At 50.5% G+C, this 18553-nt stretch carries 13 protein-coding genes and 1 riboswitch; of the genes, 8 read left to right on the top strand and 5 right to left on the bottom strand.

Annotated features, from left to right (window positions below; genetic code table 11):
* Window positions 1–1202: NAD(P)/FAD-dependent oxidoreductase (locus V3U24_09240; GenBank protein MEE9167622.1), on the top strand; the 1202-nt coding region annotated here is incomplete at its 5' end.
* Between the two features lie 86 nt (window positions 1203–1288).
* On the opposite strand, the gene V3U24_09245 is transcribed toward V3U24_09240, so the two are convergent.
* Window positions 1289–1471, bottom strand: coding sequence for a hypothetical protein (locus tag V3U24_09245; protein ID MEE9167623.1), 183 nt, complete (start codon window positions 1469–1471; stop codon window positions 1289–1291).
* 654 nt (window positions 1472–2125) lie between these two features.
* Here V3U24_09245 and V3U24_09250 point away from each other — a divergent pair.
* From V3U24_09250 to V3U24_09260, 3 genes are all read left to right on the top strand, one after another.
* Window positions 2126–3574 carry a lipase gene (locus V3U24_09250; protein MEE9167624.1) on the top strand — a complete coding sequence of 483 codons (1449 nt, stop codon included), beginning with the start codon at window positions 2126–2128 and terminating at the stop codon, window positions 3572–3574.
* Window positions 3575–3705: 131 nt separating this feature from the next.
* Window positions 3706–4626, top strand: coding sequence for a PD-(D/E)XK nuclease family protein (locus tag V3U24_09255; protein ID MEE9167625.1), 921 nt, complete (start codon window positions 3706–3708; stop codon window positions 4624–4626).
* Window positions 4627–5149: 523 nt separating this feature from the next.
* On the top strand, window positions 5150–5668 hold the full coding sequence (locus V3U24_09260; GenBank protein ID MEE9167626.1) for a hypothetical protein: 519 nt from the start codon (window positions 5150–5152) through the stop codon (window positions 5666–5668).
* 15 nt (window positions 5669–5683) lie between these two features.
* On the opposite strand, the gene V3U24_09265 is transcribed toward V3U24_09260, so the two are convergent.
* Entirely contained in the window at window positions 5684–6076 is a 393-nt protein-coding gene (locus V3U24_09265) for a hypothetical protein (protein ID MEE9167627.1), read from the bottom strand.
* Window positions 6077–6181: 105 nt separating this feature from the next.
* Here V3U24_09265 and V3U24_09270 point away from each other — a divergent pair, with 105 nt between their 5' ends.
* Both V3U24_09270 and V3U24_09275 read left to right on the top strand, forming a co-directional pair.
* Window positions 6182–7315 (top strand): site-2 protease family protein, encoded by a 1134-nt coding sequence (locus V3U24_09270; GenBank protein ID MEE9167628.1) that lies wholly within the window; start codon window positions 6182–6184, stop codon window positions 7313–7315.
* A 2-nt stretch (window positions 7316–7317) separates the two neighbouring features.
* The gene (locus V3U24_09275; GenBank protein MEE9167629.1) at window positions 7318–9777 is read left to right on the top strand and encodes a hypothetical protein; all 2460 of its coding nucleotides are present in this window, start codon (window positions 7318–7320) and stop codon (window positions 9775–9777) included.
* On the opposite strand, the gene add is transcribed toward V3U24_09275, so the two are convergent.
* From add to V3U24_09290, 3 genes are read right to left on the bottom strand one after another with little or no spacing between them, the layout of a single operon-like run.
* Window positions 9764–10867, bottom strand: coding sequence for an adenosine deaminase (add, locus tag V3U24_09280; protein ID MEE9167630.1), 1104 nt, complete (start codon window positions 10865–10867; stop codon window positions 9764–9766). The two genes, V3U24_09275 and add, sit on opposite strands and share 14 nt — an antisense overlap.
* Window positions 10851–12764, bottom strand: coding sequence for an oligopeptide transporter, OPT family (locus V3U24_09285; protein MEE9167631.1), 1914 nt, complete (start codon window positions 12762–12764; stop codon window positions 10851–10853). Before V3U24_09285 ends, add begins: the two co-directional genes overlap by 17 nt.
* Window positions 12761–13087, bottom strand: a complete 327-nt coding sequence (locus tag V3U24_09290; GenBank protein ID MEE9167632.1) for a hypothetical protein — start codon at window positions 13085–13087, stop codon at window positions 12761–12763. Before V3U24_09290 ends, V3U24_09285 begins: the two co-directional genes overlap by 4 nt.
* A 654-nt stretch (window positions 13088–13741) precedes the next feature.
* Window positions 13742–13848: riboswitch (TPP riboswitch) on the top strand.
* Here V3U24_09290 and V3U24_09295 point away from each other — a divergent pair.
* Both V3U24_09295 and polA read left to right on the top strand, forming a co-directional pair.
* The gene (locus V3U24_09295) at window positions 13838–16177 is read left to right on the top strand and encodes a TonB-dependent receptor (GenBank protein ID MEE9167633.1); all 2340 of its coding nucleotides are present in this window, start codon (window positions 13838–13840) and stop codon (window positions 16175–16177) included. Its footprint overlaps the riboswitch before it by 11 nt.
* Window positions 16178–16468: 291 nt before the next feature.
* Window positions 16469–18553, top strand: a 2085-nt coding sequence (gene polA, locus V3U24_09300; protein MEE9167634.1) for a DNA polymerase I, incomplete at its 3' end; no start/stop codon positions are given.

Here is an 18553-nt window from a genome sequence, read left to right on the forward strand (position 1 = left end):
ACCACTTCGGCTTATCAGCAGCAACAATGAAGGAAGTCACGATTATTGGTGGTTCCGCTGCCGGATTTTATGCCGGACAAGTGCTTGCTCGTAACGGAGCGAAAGTTCAGATATTTGAGGCACAGGAATCGCTAAATCACAGCCCCAGGACCCTCATCGTAACTCAGCAGATAAAAGATCTCCTGGGACCGACCTCCGATGGAGCAGTCATCAATCAGATCAGTCGATTCGAACTCTTCGCCGATGGCAAAGTCGGGTCTATTGTCCTCGAAAATCCGGATCTCGTTATCGACCGTTCCAGGCTTATCCGGCTCCTGGCACTTGAGGCCAGCCGGTTAGGCATCGAAACAACCTACGGCCGACGCTTTGTCGATATCCGATCTACCAATGGACATTTGACCGTGGTTCTTGAAAAATCCTCAACGAAGGAGAAGGAATACGTCTCTTCTTCCAGCGTAATAGGAGCGGACGGTGCTTTTAGCCGGGTCAGACAATCGGCGGGCTGGCCGCGAAATCTAACGGTACCCTTGATGCAGGCAATCGTAAGGCTGCCTGGGAATATTCCCCCGTATACGTGTCAAATATGGTTTCTACCAGAAGACACTCCCTACTTCTACTGGCTAATCCCTGAATCCTCTACAACGGCAGCCGTGGGGGTCATTGGTGAAGATGGGCAGAAGATGAGGGAAGGAATGATTCGGTTTCTTAAGAAGAAGAACCTGGAACCTCTTGAATTCCAGGCGGCCAGGATTCCTTTTTACAACGGCTGGCTGCCGGTAAGGCGACCTGTGGGCGGTGGCAACGTGTACCTGGTGGGCGACGCTGCCGGGCATATAAAGGTCTCCACCGTCGGGGGAATTGTTACCGGCTTGAAAGGTGCTCGTGCTGTAGCCTCGGCTATTGTGAATGGCAGTTCTTCATCCGAATTGCGAGCGTTGAGACGAGAATTGAACCTGCATTTGCTGGTTAGAAGGGTCCTTCATCGCTGGAAAGAAAATGACTATTCGAATTTGCTGGAACTACTGGATAAGAAGTGTAAGTACTTCCTGGGGGCGATCGACCGCGACCAGCCGCGGCGTCTTCTGTCGAACCTCATTCTAAGTCAGCCGAAGTTATTGTTGATGGGAATCAGGTCATTTCTTACGGGATCGTCATTGCGAGATCGAATCTCGCGAGCTGGGAACGGTATGATAGAGAAGTAACGTATTCACCGGGGGACCGACACCGTCGGCCCTTTTGTCAAACTTAAGGAACAGAGGCCAGCACGTGCTGGCCTTTTTCATTGCTGTTACTCTTTCTTCTGCGACTGCAGTGAAAAAAGGATTCCAAACAGCAGCGCAGTGTTGGCGACATGGAAATAGTTTGTGGCATGTTGTACACCAACAATGTCAATTCCAAACTTTCCCAACACTCCGCCAAGGACGAAAAGTGCTGCGAGAATCCAGGAGCCCTTTGCTATTTGCTCATTCATGGTCTTTCATCCTCCCTCAGATTCGATTCAGTTGACTCGTCGACGTTATGATGTTCCTCTATTCCCCACTGTCCATAATTTATGATCCGATTCGCTAACTTTGAAAAGAAACAATTCTCCTGCAGGAATCAGCAGGTGGAAAGGCTCACCAACGTGAAAATCCCAAAAGAGTATTCACAATCTGCCTCGAATCTTCAAAAGGCCGTTCCGTCTTTTCCATATTTCTCTGTTTACACACCGTATCCCCGCGGGTGAGGGCCGGAAATGGCAGTTACTCCAGAATCCGTACAGTTCTTCAATCACATAAACTGGAGGAAGCATGTGAAATCGTGTGGCGATTGTGGGCCACGTTCTCACTGTTAGATTATCTAGACGATGGATTCCTGTTCTTTTTGTCTAGATACAAAAAGAACGAAAAAAATCACGGCTGAATTTCTCCAGGCTGAACCGTCGTCGTTTTCCTGAAAGCAGCCAAACTCTCCCCGATTGTTATCGGGGCTCAGACAAGGCTACTCTCTTAACGGAAAACTCCCCCGGTTCTCATTCGCCCGGAGGAATTAGGCCGAAAGAAAACCTGCAGTATACCTCTTTTCTTCAGCTTGTCCGTCCGTAACGACATTTTCATCGTAAGGAACTGTAGATAAAAGTGTAGGCGTGAGACGATTCGTTTCACCGTTCCCCCCTGTCACCCACCGTGTGGGGCGGGCAGGTCTTCAGAACAAATCGACCATAATTATGCCACGAATTTCTACATACTTCCTGAAGCGGAACCCCGGATTGTATCACAAGAGCGATAATTGCTATATTCAAAGAGTAAATCTGCCGCCCCTTCGGGCAAAGCCGGAAGAAAGAACGAAATTGAAGAAGAGAATCGTTCACGTTAAGAATCTTTTCTATTCCTGCATAATTGCTTCTTTTCTTCTCATGGCACCTCTTGTCGCCAGAGCTGACAATACGTATCCCGTGGTGCTCGTCCATGGCTTTATGGGATGGGGATCTGACGAAATGGGAGGGTACAGATACTGGGGAGGATTTTTTAATCTGGAGAAGTATCTGGAATCACAGGGGTACGAGGTGTATATCGTCTCCATTGGTCCCATATCGTCAAACTGGGAAAGGGCCGTTGAGACATATTATCAGCTGAAGGGCGGGCAGGTGGACTACGGTAAAGGTCATTCAGAAAAGTGGGGAGTGATACAGAAGCCTGATGGGAAAACCTACGAGGGGCTGTACCCTTCATGGGATGCCGATCATCCGGTACACGTCATTGGTCACAGTATGGGGGGCCAGACGGCCCGGATGCTGCAGTATCTTATTGGCCAAGAATCCTATGAGGATTCAGCCAGAACGGCTGCAGAGGAAAGCACCCTCCTGGGCCAGAGCCACGCAGGTTGGATCCGGTCCATTTCCACAATTGCCACACCTCATAACGGCACGACACTTTCGGACATCAGAAAGGAAAAAATCCCATTCCTGGAGTACCTCATTGGCATCGTGGGGCTCGTTGACACCGATTTCTATGAATTCGACCTGGAACAATGGAATTTCGAGCGAGAAGAAGAGGAATCGTGGGTAGACTATTACCGCCGCATGCGAAACCATCCGGCCTGGGAGACGAAAAACTTCAGCGGTTGGGATTTGAGTCTGGACGGGGCTCAGCAGCTCAACACAGTGGTGACCGCAGACATAAACGTCTACTATTTTTCCTTAGTTACAACGTGTACCGTATTGGATTCGACCACAGGTCATCATAGTCCTCGTGAGAATATGAGTCTCCTTCTTCGCAGGAAGGGACGGATTCTCGGATCAGAAAGGATTGAATGGGGTAACGGACAATTGACCGATTCCACCTGGTTTGAGAATGATGGTGTGGTGAACACGATAAGTCAATACGGTCCCACCACCGGACTGAATGGACCGGACCCCATTACGCCATACGAGTCCGGCACACGGCTGCAGCCGGGTCGATGGTACGTCTTGGGACCGTACCGGATGGATCACTGGTATATCTTGGGGCATACGGGTCTCGACGGAGATCAGCGAGCCGAGATAGGAGAACTGTTCACCAATCACTTCAGACTTCTCTGGTCTCTGCCTGAATGACGGCCTCACAAATTCTGACGAATTCTTATTCATCCGCCGGCACATTTTCTCAGTCTGGATAGTTCTTTGCAGATTACAGTCTTTCGGAATACTTTGTTCCGTGATATTTACTTTGACGTTGTGAGGTTTCAATGATCGAGTTTAGAAACAATTTCTCGTGGTCATTTTCACGCCACCGGAAGTTCAACACGTGTAAGAGACAGTATTACTACCATTACTACGGTTCATGGGGTGGGTGGGAAGAAACTGCAGACGAAGAGACGAGAAAACTTTTCCAACTCAAGAATATGACTACTCTTCCCATGCTTGCCGGCAGTCTCGTTCATGATATGATCAGTGCTATTCTTGAGGGCTTGAAGAACCGTCACGAGATAACGGTCCGCAGCGCTGAGAGGGAAGTGATCAAGCTTTTCAAACAGGCCTGGCGACAGTCGAAAAACGGGGAATGGAAAGCGAGCCCGAAAAGGAAAGCGAATCTGTTCGAGCACTACTATGAGGAGTCCTTGCCGGAGGAGCAACTCCTTGAAATCAAAGATACCATGGTGGAGAGTGTACAAGGATTCTATCTGTCGGATGCATTTGTTTTTATCAAGACCCTGTCCCCCACGGAATGGTTGACTAAGGAGAAACTTGACGCGTTCGACTTTGACGGAACAAAAGTATGGGTAAAGCTCGATTTCGTCGCGAGACATGGCGGCCTTGTCTACCTGTATGACTGGAAGACCGGCAGGCAGGTGTCTGAGGACGAAACTCAGCTTTCTGTCTATGCCCTCTACGCATTCTCGAGATGGGGAACTGGCGTGGATAATCTCCGACTCCTGGACATCTACGTCAGGAAGCAACTTCCCGTAAGTGTAAGGTTGAATAAAGCGTTGGTGGGCAAGGCGGAGAAGGTCATGAAGGAAAGCATGAGGGAAATGAAGGAACTGCTGGAGGATGTCTCCGAGAACCGGGCAAGTATTGACAAGTTTCCCATGGTTGAGGAGACGAAGGTTTGTCCTCGGTGTTTTTTCAAGGAGATCTGTTATCCGGAAGAATGGAGGGAATTGTAGGGTTGGAGGTGCTGGACATTATCTCGGAAGCACGTAAAATCTTGTGGCGATTGTCCAATCTGAGTACTTCCCTAGGAACCTCCATTCCTTGCACTCCACACACATTGTCATGGTGGGGTTATCTAGACCGTGGCTCTGTCTCGTACTTTTCTTGGTCGCAAGAAAAGTACTGCAAAATCTCAAGATCCTGTGGAGAACTCCGGCTGAAAAATCGTCCCGACCGTTTCGGCGGTCGTCGCGGGAATCCATGAAACTCTCCCGCCCAGGCGGAATCAAACAGTCATGGATTCTCCGAAGGATCTTGAGATGATCCGCGCCGCGGCCTCAACGAATACTGGCGGAACGCTTTTTAGGCCGATTTCTTCTAATGAAAACGACAGGAGAAAACTGCGTGTTTGGTGGACAAATTGACACCCACGAAGAAACCGCAATGATAAGACCACGGATCTCTATATGCTTCACATTAGTTCGATTCGCTTTGACGTTGATGAGGGCAGTGTTATCTTACGGGAAAAACGACGGTGTGTCAGGAGTAATTATCAAGAATAGTCTCTGCCTGGTGTTCTTGGCCGGATCCATCCTCCAGGCACAGGAGAATAAGCTCTTCTGGGATGGACAGGATTGGGACCGCTTGTCACGGCGGACCGCCGGATATCCGGAGTACACGTATCTGGCGAAAGCTGCGTATGTGAACGGTCTCATGGACGGACGGCTGTATGATTTCTTTAAGACGTGGGCAGCCGATTCTTCCCTGGCTGACTCGGTTATTGGTCGCGAGACAGTGGACTATCTCACGACGTCCGAACTGGTTCGGGTACTGGATAATTTCTACTCCGATCCTTTGAACCGATACATTCCTATTTCATCTGCGATTATTATCGTGAACTTGTACGCTGCAGGAGAACCCTCGGAAATGATTGATGGCTACACCCACAAAACAAAAGAATGGATAAACGATCTCATGCTTCGGATGGAGGGGATCGATTATTACCAGTTGATGCGTGAAAAGCAGAAAAAGCAGTTCGAGGGAAAGGAAGAATAGACCGGAGAAAAGCCCTTACTCGATTCTGATAAGCCCCGTTGTGGGACTATAAATGAAAATCCGGGAATCATTCTTGAATTTCAAACGACTAACATGGTAGCGATACCGATAGCCTTTTGTTCTGACGAAAGGGTACGTGACGCCTCGAACAACCGTCTGACCATTTCCGAGAGGCGGCTCATAAGTATGAAGATGGACAAGTTCTCTTTCCGAAACAATCCTGGAAGAGGGATCCAGTTCGGTGAGAAACCCTTCCAGTTCGGCAACTGTTCGTCCTGAGTTGTTGTTGATCTGCACCACCACATAAAGAAGGTCGTCATTGACCACTCGAAGGCGAACGTCGGTTTCAAACAGAGATGGCGACTGTCCCCCGAGGCTAACGGAAAGTATGGCAGCGTGGAGCAACATGAATCGTATCATAAAACCAATTTATTCAGGATGCGGTCTCTAAGTCAAGATTGGTGAATTGCGCAGGAACATGGGTGTGGGAGACCCGTTAAACCGGGCCAGAAGATGACTGAGACCGATTTTCGCGAACTCCTCAAGAATTTCGACCATCTTTTCCGTGTGACCAAGATCGGGTCAACTGGAAAAACCTGGGTGGCGGCGGGAAAACTGCTTGAGGGGAGGACTGAAAATGAGGTCCGCCACCACCTGAATGATCTTGATGTGGAAGCGGACGTGAGGCACGAGGATGGAATCGTCTGGGTGCAGGTGTCAGAACGTCCCATTCAGAAGCGCGACTCCGATTCCGTGGTGGTGATTCCTACAATAAACATAATCCTTCTTCTGCTCACGGTCGTCACGACCCTCCTCGCAGGGTCAATTCTCCAAGGTGGTAACCCCCTTGCCCACCTGAGTGATCTTGTGAAAGGTATTCCCTATTCAATTGTCTTGTTACTGATCCTCGGGTCCCACGAGTTCGGGCACTACTACTATGCGAGAAAAAACAGGGTGGATGCAACGCTCCCTTATTTTATCCCTGCTCCTCCTTTTATCCTGCTTATCGGCACTTTCGGCGCGTTCATTCGAATCAAGAGCCCTATCCGGAGTAGGAAGGCACTTCTGGAAATCGGGGCAGCTGGTCCCATCGCCGGGTTTGTGGTAAGCTTTGCCGCAATCCTGATCGGGTACAGTCTCATCCCCGACCAGCAGGCGGTTCTGGCTCATGTCGCATCGGCCCACAACGTCGCGGGGATAGAGGCAAACGAAAGTACCGTCGTTCAACTTTCGATGGGTACGTCGGTTCTTTTCAAGGCCCTGGGAGCGATCTACCGGGTCGAAGTTCCTATGGACGAAATATATCATTTTCCGTTCATCTTCGCCGGGTGGATAGGATTTCTGGTGACAATGCTCAATCTGCTCCCCATCGGTCAACTGGACGGTGGACATATCGCCTATGCCCTTCTTGGGGAAAAACATAACCGCTGGGCCAAATGGGTGTTTTTACTCCTGATTCCCCTGGGATTCATTTCCGCCCACTGGTGGGTTTGGGCCGTACTGGTCCTTGTTCTCATGAGGAGTTGGAAACATCCCCCAATCTTTGACATGGGCTCTCCCGTTACAAGACGGGAGAATCTGATTGGACTCATCTGCCTGATGATCCTCATCTCCTGTTTCATACCGATCCCAGTCACCATATCATAGTCGTGAAGAATTGGCTGACCCGCGGTATCTGGTGTTGGCTTCTTGTCTGGACAACCCTGCCGGGTCAGAGCCGGGTGGGGGAGTGGGACTCCTTCACCTCGTTCCTGGATACCAGACGGGCCGTGGAGATCGACCGGAAGATCGTCTGTGCAACATCGGGAGGCATTCTGGTTTTCGATTCCGCCACAGAATCATTCGAGACTCTAACCAACGTTGATGGTCTGGAGGAAACCGATCTCTTCGCCCTGGAGCTGGACAGAAACGGTCACCTTTGGGTGGGCAGCTCCTCGCCGAGAGGTGTCGTCCAGATATACGATGTAGAAAAGAAACAGACTGTCAAGACGTTCAATTTCGACCTTTCATCAGTCGCTGATATCGCAGCCTCGGATTCCGCTGTCTTTGTATCATATTCTAAGAATCTGGAGTGGGGAATACTCGAGTTCATCTGGAGCGAAGGGGAGTTCATTTACCGCCAGACTTATGATCCTTCGGAGGAAAGTCTCGAATATATCTCAGACCTCGCCATCAGAGGAGATTCTCTCTTCGCTGCCACAGACAAGGGTCTCTTCGTGGGCAACTATAGAGATCTTATTCTCAATTATCCCCAGAACTGGGAGATTCTGTCAGAATTTCCCCTTTCCCCTGTTACGCGACTCCGGAAAAATGGGGAGGAATTGCTGATTGTCGCTAACGGAGAAATCTGGAGCTTCACCGACACATTGGAGCAGTTGAGTGACCGCTTCTCTGGCGAAACGACGCTCCTCGATGTGGCAAGGTCCGAAGATGCAACCTTGTACGGTCTGCAGAGATGGAGGGTGGTCCGGTTCACTGAGAATGGAACCATAGATGGGTCATGGTGGCGGACGAAAGCAGAGGGTCATCGTCTTGAACCATTGAGTGACGGTAACCTGTTGGTTTCCAGTGACCGGGGCATAGGCATCTGGAGCGTCGACGAGGAGGCGTTTGATTGGCACGTGCCAAACACACCTGTCAGCAATGTCTATACTGCTCTGGCTGTTCAGGAAGACGGCAGTCTGGTAGCGGCAGGAAAGGAAGGCGTCTCCGTATTGACGGAATATGGGTGGCACAATCTGGTACCCTCAAGAACCCGGTGGGCTGTCCGTGATCACGACCCGGAGGAATACTCACGATTCGTGGCGGACACCGTTCAGTACAAGAGTAGTCGCGTCTGGTCCCTCCTTGAAGATGGTGACAGGATTTTCATGTCAATTCAAGGCGTGATCCCGGATACGAATGAATTTGGAGATCCCATCGGTGGTGGTGTGGTGGAGATCAACCTTGCTGACCCTCGACAGATCGCTGTTCATGACAGCACGGATGAGCATATTGATCCTTTTAATGATAAAGGATACATGAACGTCCGGGGACTCCTTCATGACGGGATCGGGAATCTCTGGATATCGAACTTTGGTGCCGCTGATCCTGATAAGAAAATCACCGTTTTGACACCGGAGGGTGGCTGGTTTCACATTCCACAACTGGGGTCTGGCGGGATTCCCCAGAAACTGGAGAATCCCACCGACGTTGCGGTTTCCGAGTCCGGCATCGTGCTAATAGGGAGCAGCAAGGATGACGGATTCTTCGTCCTCAAACTGGACCAGGACTCCGATGAAGACGGTCTACCCGACGCGCTGGATGAGGATGCAGACGATGACGGGGTTCCAAATGACATGGACGATGACGACGATGGAGATGGGATACCGGACGGGAGCGATTCGATTCCCGTGTCCTGGGTGAGTTTCTCCACCAAAGATGGTCTTTCAAACAACACGGTATGGTCGGTGGTCTCACAGGAACCCCACGTGGCGTGGTCCCTCAGTGCCCAGGGTCTTCAACGTCTCACATTCAATTCGGACTACTCCGGAGTCACCCCGTATTTCTTTACGTACTTTTCCGGTGTTCCCTTTGGTGAGGGCTCAAAGGTCGTTATGGATGGGCGCAATAATGTATGGGTTTCTTCGGTCACGGCCGGCGTTTATGTGCTCCTGGCCAATTCCACCCCATGGCCCGACTGGACAGGATTTCGTCACAGAGACAGCTATCTGCTCTCCGACGAAGTTACGGCCATCGCCTTTGACAACATGAATGGGATTGCCTACATCGCTACGTCGAAGGGCATAAACAGTCTCCGTATCCCTTTCGCTCGTGAGAAACGGACTTTTGACGACGTGACCATTTTCCCGAGTCCATTCAGAATCCCGAGCACCCGTCCAATGGTAATTGACGGCCTTATGGACAATTCCTCTCTCAAGATCATGATGCTTTCGGGACGTGTACTCCTGGAGATCCCGTCAACTTCCCCCTCCCTTCATGGATATCAGGCGTTCTGGGACGGGCGGTCCGGGGATGGTGTGTATGTGGGTACCGGGGTCTACCTTGTGGCCATATACTCAGAGACGGGTCAAACTCACGTTGCCAAGATAGCGGTTATCCGGGATTAGCCCGCTTTTTGGTGGCAGACTCCCTGGGGAAATATTGAGGGACCAGTCCGAAATCTCCCTCCAACTCCTCTGCAATGGCTTTTATCATTTCCTTCCGCTCCTTATGATGGAGGAAGGCGCTTTTCATGGCGATTATGGTCACCTCACGAAAATCGTACAAATTGAAGCCAAACAGAGTATGGGCAAGCATGAGTTCTTCTGAAAGGGTGGTGTTCGAGATCAAGCGGCTGTCTGTATTCAGGGTAACTCTCAATCCACGGTTGTAATAGATCCTCGCTGGATGGTGCTTCAGACTTCGAACGCTTCTTGTATGGTAGTTGCTCGTTAAGCAGACTTCCAGCGTAATCCTGTGATCGTTCACGTATTGCATGAGATCGGGATCTTCCTTCAACCTGGTCCCATGTCCAATTCTGTGAGCCCCGCAGTAGTGAATAGCTTGGTGGATGGATTCGGGACCGAATGCCTCTCCGGCGTGAATGGTGGCATTGATATTGCTGTTCAGGATCATATAAAATGCTTCGCGGTGATGCTTCGCGGGAAAGTTCTCTTCAACTCCCGCGAGATCGAATCCCACCACCCCCTTGTTTTTGAACTGGACGGCGAGGTCGGCAAGTTTCAGGGAAACCTCGGGATTGATATTCCTCATACCGCATATGATAATACCGCACCGAATATTGAAGTCTTTTTCGGCCCGGCGGAGACCTTCCCTTACTGCCTCCACGGACTCCTGGGGTGTCATTCCGTGCCTGGTGTGGAGAATGGGAGAATAGCGAATCTCAATATACCGGACGTTTTCACTTGCCGCATCCTCCGCCAGTTCATAGGCTGCTCTGACAAGACTTTCGTAAGTCTGGAGTGTTCTCAACGTGAATTCGAAGCGGTCGATATACTCTTCGAGCGAAACTCGTTTTTTACCCATGGAGAGTATCTTATGTAGTTCTTCCGGGTCGGTGGTGGGGAGACTGATCTTGTCCTTCTCGGCCTGATCGATCATCGATGAAACCCTAAGGGATCCGTCGAGGTGGCAGTGGAGTTCCACTTTCGGAAGATGCCGGAGAACGTCGAGAGTTATCTCAGGTGGTTTTCGCATCTTTGCGAGCCACGTTAAACAGCAGGAATATGACGCCAAGGAGCAGCACAATACCCGGCCACGTTCCCAGCGGTTCCTCGATGACGGCCAGGACATCTGCGTCACCCGCGATAACGATGGGAATGGCCATCAAGATGCCGACGAGGGCTTCGCCGGTGATCAATCCAGAGGCAAAAAGGAGACCCCGGTTTCCTTCGGTCTTAATCCTACCACGCCGCACTCTTTTTACTGTCCACGCAATGATTCCGCCCGCGAAGATAGGGACCGAGAGTTCGAAAGGTAGATAGACGCCCACCGCCACTGCGAGGACCGGCAGTCGAAATGAAGCTCCCCTTCTCTCCTGAAATCTGTCCAGGCTGATTATCAGGACGGCGACGAGCATGCCCGTGACGATCATGGCCCAGGGAAGGTCCCGGTTGAACACACCCTGGGCAACGGAGGCCATGAGCGTCGCTTGAGGAGCTGCCAGGGGATTGGGATGCTCGGCTGACGGGACGCCGATTCCGTAGGCCTTTTCGATAAGCATTAACACGGGCGCCAGGACGAGAGCGGCCGAGACCACTCCAAGTATCTGCATGATCTGTTGCTTCCATGGCGTTGCCCCCAGAATATAGCCGGCTTTCAAGTCCTGAAGATTATCGCCACCAATGGCTGCGGCACATGCGACAACTGCTCCCACAAATATGGCCGCAGCCGGTCCCACAACACTGCCCGTTCCGAGGAAGGCCAACAAGAGAAGTGAGGAGAAAAGGATCGTGGCAATAGTGACGCCCGAAATGGGATTGTTTGAACTGCCCACCAATCCCGCCATGTACGCTGCCACCGCCGAGAAGAGAAAACCGGCAACAAGCATAACGACTGCCATGATGATGGAGGGAGCCGGGCTCTGGATCACGTGGACATACACGAGGAAAATGGGGAGGATTGACACGATTAATGCAATTCCTACCCATTTCACGGGGATATCCCGTTCTGTTCTGGGGATCTCCTGAAACCCGCCGGAAGTACCTTTTTTGTAAGTGTCGAAACTTGATCTAATTCCCGTAAGGATTGATGAACGGAGATGGATGAGAGCCCAGAATCCCCCGATAACCATGGCACCCACGCCGAGAAAGCGTGTCTTAGTTGACCAGATTTCATTTGCCCACGACACGGCATCCTCTCCCGCGGGCCACGGATGTGTGGCGGCGTAGATGGGTATCGCCACGAGCCAGTTTAGGGCGCCGCCGATGAAAATCAGTGCCGCTATATTGATGCCCACAATGTATCCCACGGAGATGAGCGCCGGGGACAGATTCGATCCGAAATACGCTATGGATGAACCAACTTTGGCGCCAACCTCAACAACGCCTTCCCAGACTCTCAGTCCCGTTTCGCCGAACTTGAAAACGGCCCCAAGGATACCTGCCTGAGCAATATCCCTGATTCCAGAACCTCCTTTTTCACCCGTTCTGAGGATCTCCGCCGTTGCTACTCCTTCGGGAAACTTGAGTTTTTCTTCCACGATCAGAGCTCTTCTGATAGGTATGGTAAAGAGGACGCCAATGACTCCGCCCAACCCGGCGATGACGGTGGTTTGCCAGTAGTTGAAATTCGTCCAGTAATGCATCACGATGAGAGCGGGGATAGTAAAAATGACACCTGCAGCCAGGGATTCACCGGCAGAGGCCGCCGTCTGTACGATGTTGTTTTCGAGAATATTCGACCGGCGGAAAAGACGCAATATACCCATGGACATAACCGCCGCCGGGATGGAAGCGGAAACGGTCATCCCCGCGAAAAGTCCGAGGTAGGCATTTGCACCGGCCAGGATGACGGAAAGCACAACACCCAGAATCAGGGCTTTGATGGTAATTTCTGGGAGTGACTTGGACTGGTTTGGCACGGGTTTGGTCAACGGAATTTGAGCGGAAAATAGAGCCAGCTAACACTGGAAGCAAGGGAAGAATCGTGGGCGAGACGTGTGGAAAACCTTGTGTCGATCGTCCAATCCGAATTCTGCGCCATGAACTTCGATTTCTTGCACTTCCCGTCGCCCCCCGTTTTTGTTGTGGGATTATCTAGACCGTGGCTCTGTCTCGTACTTTTCTTGGTCGCAAGAAAAGTACTGCAAAATCTCAAGATCCTGTGGAGAACTCCGGCTGAAAAATCCTCCCGCCCGTGTCGGCTGGAGCCACGGGAATCCATGAAACTCCCCCGATTGTTATCGGGGTCAGACACTCATGGATTCTCCGAAGGATCTTGAGATGATCCGCGCCTCCGCCTCCACAAATTCCGGCGGGACGATTTTAAGGCCATTCTAAGTTCTTGAGTGTCGCATTAGAACTATCCAAGCTGGCGCGGCTATACAGAGAGTCCTGTTCGAAGAGTCCTTGACTCTCTGCAGGGCCCAAGGACGGTATTGATTTTGCAAATCTCTTACCGGGCCTGATTCCTTTGGGCGAAAGAGAACAGGAGGAGGTTTCCGCTAAGAAAGAATCCTTGTCTGAGTCCCGCCGTGATATCGTCATATGGCACAATTATAGGCGGGATGAGTTTGGTTTCTTTCCAGGAAAACAACGACGGTTCAGCCCGAAGGAATCCAGCCTTGATTTTTTTCGTTCTTTTTGTATCAAGTCGAAGATCCCGACCCTTCGGGGACAAAAAGAACAAGAAACCTGGGGAGATAGACTCTATCTCATTCTCCAATTCTCTCCTTTTCACCGATTTGGCTGCCGGATGGGGATGCGGTCGCGGACTCCCATACAGGTCAAATCGTGTTGTCATTGAAAAGCTTTCAGCAAATTGACTATAACGAAACCACAAACTGTTGTGTGAATGCGTGTGATATTATCTTTCCGTGACGTTGCTGGAAAGAGAAATGGTGCGTAACTTTAACTAATATGGGGGTGCTGTCCCGACGTAGATTGGGGCGGCTGAGAAGAAACCCTCTGAACCTGATCTGGGTAATTCCAGCGTAGGGAGGTAATTATGAACAACCCAAAGCGATTCCTCTTCAACCCGAAGGGGATTCTTATTTTTGTCCTCTTCTTCTCAGTCGCGATCGCGCAAGATCTTTCCACCCTCTCGGGGCGTGTTCTCGATTCCACGACTGAAAGACCCCTCCAAGGGGCCAGCGTGGTCAGCGGGGACGCGGGGACTTCCACAGACAGGTATGGTCTTTTTACCCTGGCCATCCCACAGGGGAGTTCCATTACCGTTTCGATGATAGGCTATGAGTCAGCCACCTTAGCTTCGGATCAGAAGTTCGTTACCGTTCGGCTGGCGCCTACTGTCCTCAAAGGGGAAGAGGTGATTGTGCTGGCTAATCGTGCGCTACCGGGCGTCACGCCCGTAGCCTTTTCCACCCTTACACCGAGCGAGATCGAACAGCACTACTTCGTGGAAGATATTCCCATGGTCTTAGCATCTGAACCGGGCGTGTATGCCTATAGCGAAAGTGGAAATGGCACAGGCTATTCCTACGTTTCAATTCGCGGTTTCGATCAAAGCCGGATTTCAGTGATGCTTGATAACGTCCCATTGAACGACAATGAGAGTCATCAGGTCTATTGGGTGGACCACGGAGATATCCTGTCCAATGCAAAGGATGTTCAGATTCAGCGGGGAATCGGAAACAGCCTCTACGGTTCGGCCGCCTTTGGCGGATCCATTAATCTCATTACAGACATTGGAGGCGATGAACAAGAGCTGAGCGCTTCTGTGTTGACAGGGTCATACAATACCAGCAAATACCGCCTTAAATTCAACTCGGGTAAATCGCCGGGGGAGAGCCTGAGTCTATCCATTCGTGCCTCCCAGATCCATTCCGACGGCTATCGTGAGTTTCACGAGAGTCTGCAGCGTGGAATTTTTCTCGGTCTGGAACATCGAAGCTCAAAGATGACCCATCAGCTGAGAGCTTCCATAGGCTATGAGAACACAGACCTCCTTTGGGATGGCGTCGCCGCCTCGGACATTAATGACCGCAAAAAGCGTCGTGAAGGGTACAAGTCTTATACCGATGATTTCTTGCAGCAGGTATATTCGCTCAATTCAATCTACCGGATAAGTGGTGAGTCATACGTTCACAATGTCGCCTATTTTGTGAGTGGATCGGGCTATTATGAGGTCTTTAAGACCGGGAGCGATTTCTATTCCTACAATCTGGATGTGGATGATGCTTATCCCGACTGTGTCGAGCAAGATGAGTTGTTTACGGACCTTTTGCGAAGGAAATGGATCGTGAATCACTATTACGGAATTGTTCCCAGATGGACATGGAAACGAGGCGGAATCCGCTTTGATCTGGGAGGAGAAATTCGCTTCTACCGAGGAGACCACTTTGGTGAAGCCGCGAGTTTTTCTGATTCCACGTTAGAGGCGAAATTTGGGGACGAATGGTACAAATACTATGAATATTTTGGCACCAAGAGAAGTATCAGCACGTTTGCCCACCTAGTCTATTCATTTGGAAATGGGCTAAGAGTGATAGGCGACATTCAGTATCAAACTCACCGATGGAAACTGGATCAAGAAAAGATCGGCCATGCCGCCGGTCATCAGATCTCGGCCCCATGGGATTTTCTTAATCCACGGTTTGGATTTGTATACGGGTTAACAGAGAGTCTCAGTTTATTCGGCAATTACGGGAAGGCCCAAAAAGAACCGACGGATGATCAGATAATCAATGCGGACGATGTTTGGAGCGAGCCCGTGATGGCGGCGGCAGAAGTGGTCAACAACTTTGAACTGGGGACACACTACAGGTCAAACAGGCTTGCCGGGAATCTCAACCTTTACCGGATTGTCTACAATAACGAGCAGTTGAAGAACATAGATGTTGAACAGGAGGGTGAGTACGATTACTATTCGACGGATTCCACAGTTCACCAGGGAATAGAGGCGGAGATTAGCTACCAATTCAGTCCTTTTCTACGTCTGAGCGCGAACGCGACGGTTTCTCAGAACACTTTCGTGGGACCGGAGCGCGAGGGTAATCTCCTTCCCAATGTGCCGATTCGATTGCTCAACGCAGCTATTCAATTTAGGCCCACTGATCATGCCACACTGTATATCGATCTCCGTCATGTGGGCAAACAATATGTTGACGATGTCAATACAGAAGAAGGCGCCATCGATCCGTTCACCGTTGTTAATCTTGCTGTGAATTACCAGCTCGGTCCTGCTGTCTTTGGGTTAAAGGTCAATAACCTGTTTGACACCCTCTATTCTACCTACGGATATGGCTATGAGTGGGATGGATTCTGGGCATTCTATTGGCCGGGAGCTACCCGGAACTATTACGCCACCATCACCCTCCAGTTCTAGTCTCCCCAATCACAAATTCCAAGCACAAAACAACAACTAGGTAACAAGCACCAAGCACCAAATTCTAAACATGTGAAAGATGCTATTCATAAGACAGGCAAAACCTTCAACAGTTTGGTCATTGGAACTTGTTATTTGGAATTTGTTTGTCATTTGGAATCTGTGATTTGAGATTTGTCTGTCATTTTCCCTCCACGGTCCGCGCCTTCAGCCCGATAGGTTACCCGACAGGTTTAAGCTGCCAAGTTTTTTCTGATTGAACAAAGGCCGGGGAATCCGTTAATTTACTTCGTGGATTCCCCCCCTAAGAAACGTCTCTTTCTCATTGACGGATATGCCATGGTGTACCGGGCGTATTTCGCCATGATTCGCAATCCACTTATGACCTCCGACGGACGCCACACCAGTGCCCTGTTTGGCTTTGTAAATTCCGTCTTCAAGCTCCTCCGAAACGAGGATCCTGATTATCTCGCTGCTGTTTTTGATGGAAAGGAGAAGACGTTCCGCCACGAGATATACCCCGAATATAAGGCGACAAGAGAAAAAATGCCTGACGAACTCCGGGTCCAGCTTGACGACCTCTGGAAACTCACGGATGCCATGAACATTCCCCGGCTGCAGATGGAGGGATACGAGGCAGACGACGTGATTGGAACCCTGGCCGTTCAGGCTAAAGATGCAGGCATGGAGGTCTACATCGTGAGCGGGGACAAGGATTTCATGCAGCTCGTGGACGACAGCGTATTCGTTCTCGCTCCCGGTAAGCAAAGCGATTCGGATATGGTATTCGGGAAAGACGAAGTCATGGAAAAGTGGGGTGTTCACCCGGGTCAAATGGTCGATCTTCTTGGCCTCATGGGGGATACGTCCGATAATGTGCCGGGTGTCAAAGGCGTGGGACTGAAATCGGGTGTCAACCTGCTGAAAAAGTACGAAAGCTTGGACCAGGTGATCCAGCACGCTGAAGAAGTTGAAAATAAACGTGTGAGAGAGGGATTGTTGAGAGATATGGATAATGCACAACTGTCTAAGGAGCTTGTCACCTTAAAGACAGATCTCTCCCTCACGGTGTCCGTGCAGGAATTAAGACGGAAACCGTTCGATTTCGATTCCATGGATGAGATTTTCAGCGATCTTGAATTCTACCGGATTAAGGATCAGCTCGATACTTTCAGAAAGAACGAAGGTCTTGACGTCAAATCCGGCCGGGTAGACAAACGGTATGAATGCGTGAATTCAGAAGGGGAATTGTCGCAAATGATTGGGGTTCTGAAATCAGGGGATGTGATTTCGCTGGACATAGAATCTACAAGTACCGAGCCCATGCTGGCTGAAATCGTGGGCCTCAGTTTTTCTTTGGCAGAGGACCGGGGATGGTACGTTCCCATTCAGTTCCAGGGGAAAGAGGCCTCCCTGTTTTCGGAATCGGGGGGTGATCTGAAGACGGTCCTGGCTGCGTTAAGACCAATTTTGGAAGACAGTACACTCGCAAAGTGCGGTCAGAATATCAAATACGATATGCTTATCCTGAAGAATCACGGGATAGACGTCCAGGGAGTCATTTTCGATACGATGATTGCCGCTCACCTCCTCAAGCCTGACGCCCGATCATATAAGCTCGACTATCTCACGCAGCAGTATTTGAACTACCGATCCCAGCCCATCACCGAGCTCATAGGAACCGGAAAGGGCCAGATTTCCATGGCGGAAGTACCCCTTGATAAGGTGACACACTATGCTGCTGAAGATGCCGATGTCGTCTATCAGCTTATGCCCATTTTGAAAGAGGAATTGAGAGGCGCCGGGTTGCTTGATTTCTTCGACAGAGTTGAAGTTCCTCTGATCCCCGTTCTCGTACAGATGGAGCGAAACGGTGTTTACGTGGACACCGACCTCATGTCCCAGATGTCCAGGTGGATGGAAAAGAAACTGGATGCTTTTTCACGGGAAATCTTTGCCGTAGCAGGCACGGAATTCAATCTAAACTCACCGCAGCAGCTTGCGGTAATTCTTTTTGACGAACTGAACCTGCCGGAGATAAGAAAGCGGTCCACCAATGTGAGTGTGCTGGAAACATTGAAGAATCGCCATCCATTACCCGGGAGCGTTCTCGAGTACCGCAAGTTTCAGAAATTGAAATCCACGTATGTGGATGTCATTCCGAAGCTGATTCATCCGGAAACCGGCAGGGTTCATTCGTCATTTAACCAGACTATTGCCGCCACTGGTCGCCTTTCCAGCAGCAATCCGAATTTCCAGAATATTCCCATCCGTGCTGAAGAGGGGCGAGAGATCAGGAAGGCGTTTCAACCCGAGGGAAAAGACTGGAAACTCTTATCCGCTGATTATTCCCAGATTGAGCTCAGGATTATGGCT

The organism is Candidatus Neomarinimicrobiota bacterium, assembly GCA_036476315.1.
GTDB lineage: Bacteria > Fidelibacterota > Marinisomatia > Marinisomatales > S15-B10 > JAZGBI01.

Coding starts and splice junctions, on each gene's coding strand:
- V3U24_09265 (MEE9167627.1), bottom strand. CDS start 6,076: ATGTTGCTCCACGCTGCCATACTTTCCGTTAGCCTCGGGGGACAGTCG.
- add (MEE9167630.1), bottom strand. CDS start 10,867: ATGCGAAAACCACCTGAGATAACTCTCGACGTTCTCCGGCATCTTCCG.
- V3U24_09295 (MEE9167633.1), top strand. CDS start 13,838: ATGAACAACCCAAAGCGATTCCTCTTCAACCCGAAGGGGATTCTTATT.
- V3U24_09255 (MEE9167625.1), top strand. CDS start 3,706: ATGATCGAGTTTAGAAACAATTTCTCGTGGTCATTTTCACGCCACCGG.
- V3U24_09270 (MEE9167628.1), top strand. CDS start 6,182: ATGACTGAGACCGATTTTCGCGAACTCCTCAAGAATTTCGACCATCTT.
- V3U24_09245 (MEE9167623.1), bottom strand. CDS start 1,471: ATGAATGAGCAAATAGCAAAGGGCTCCTGGATTCTCGCAGCACTTTTC.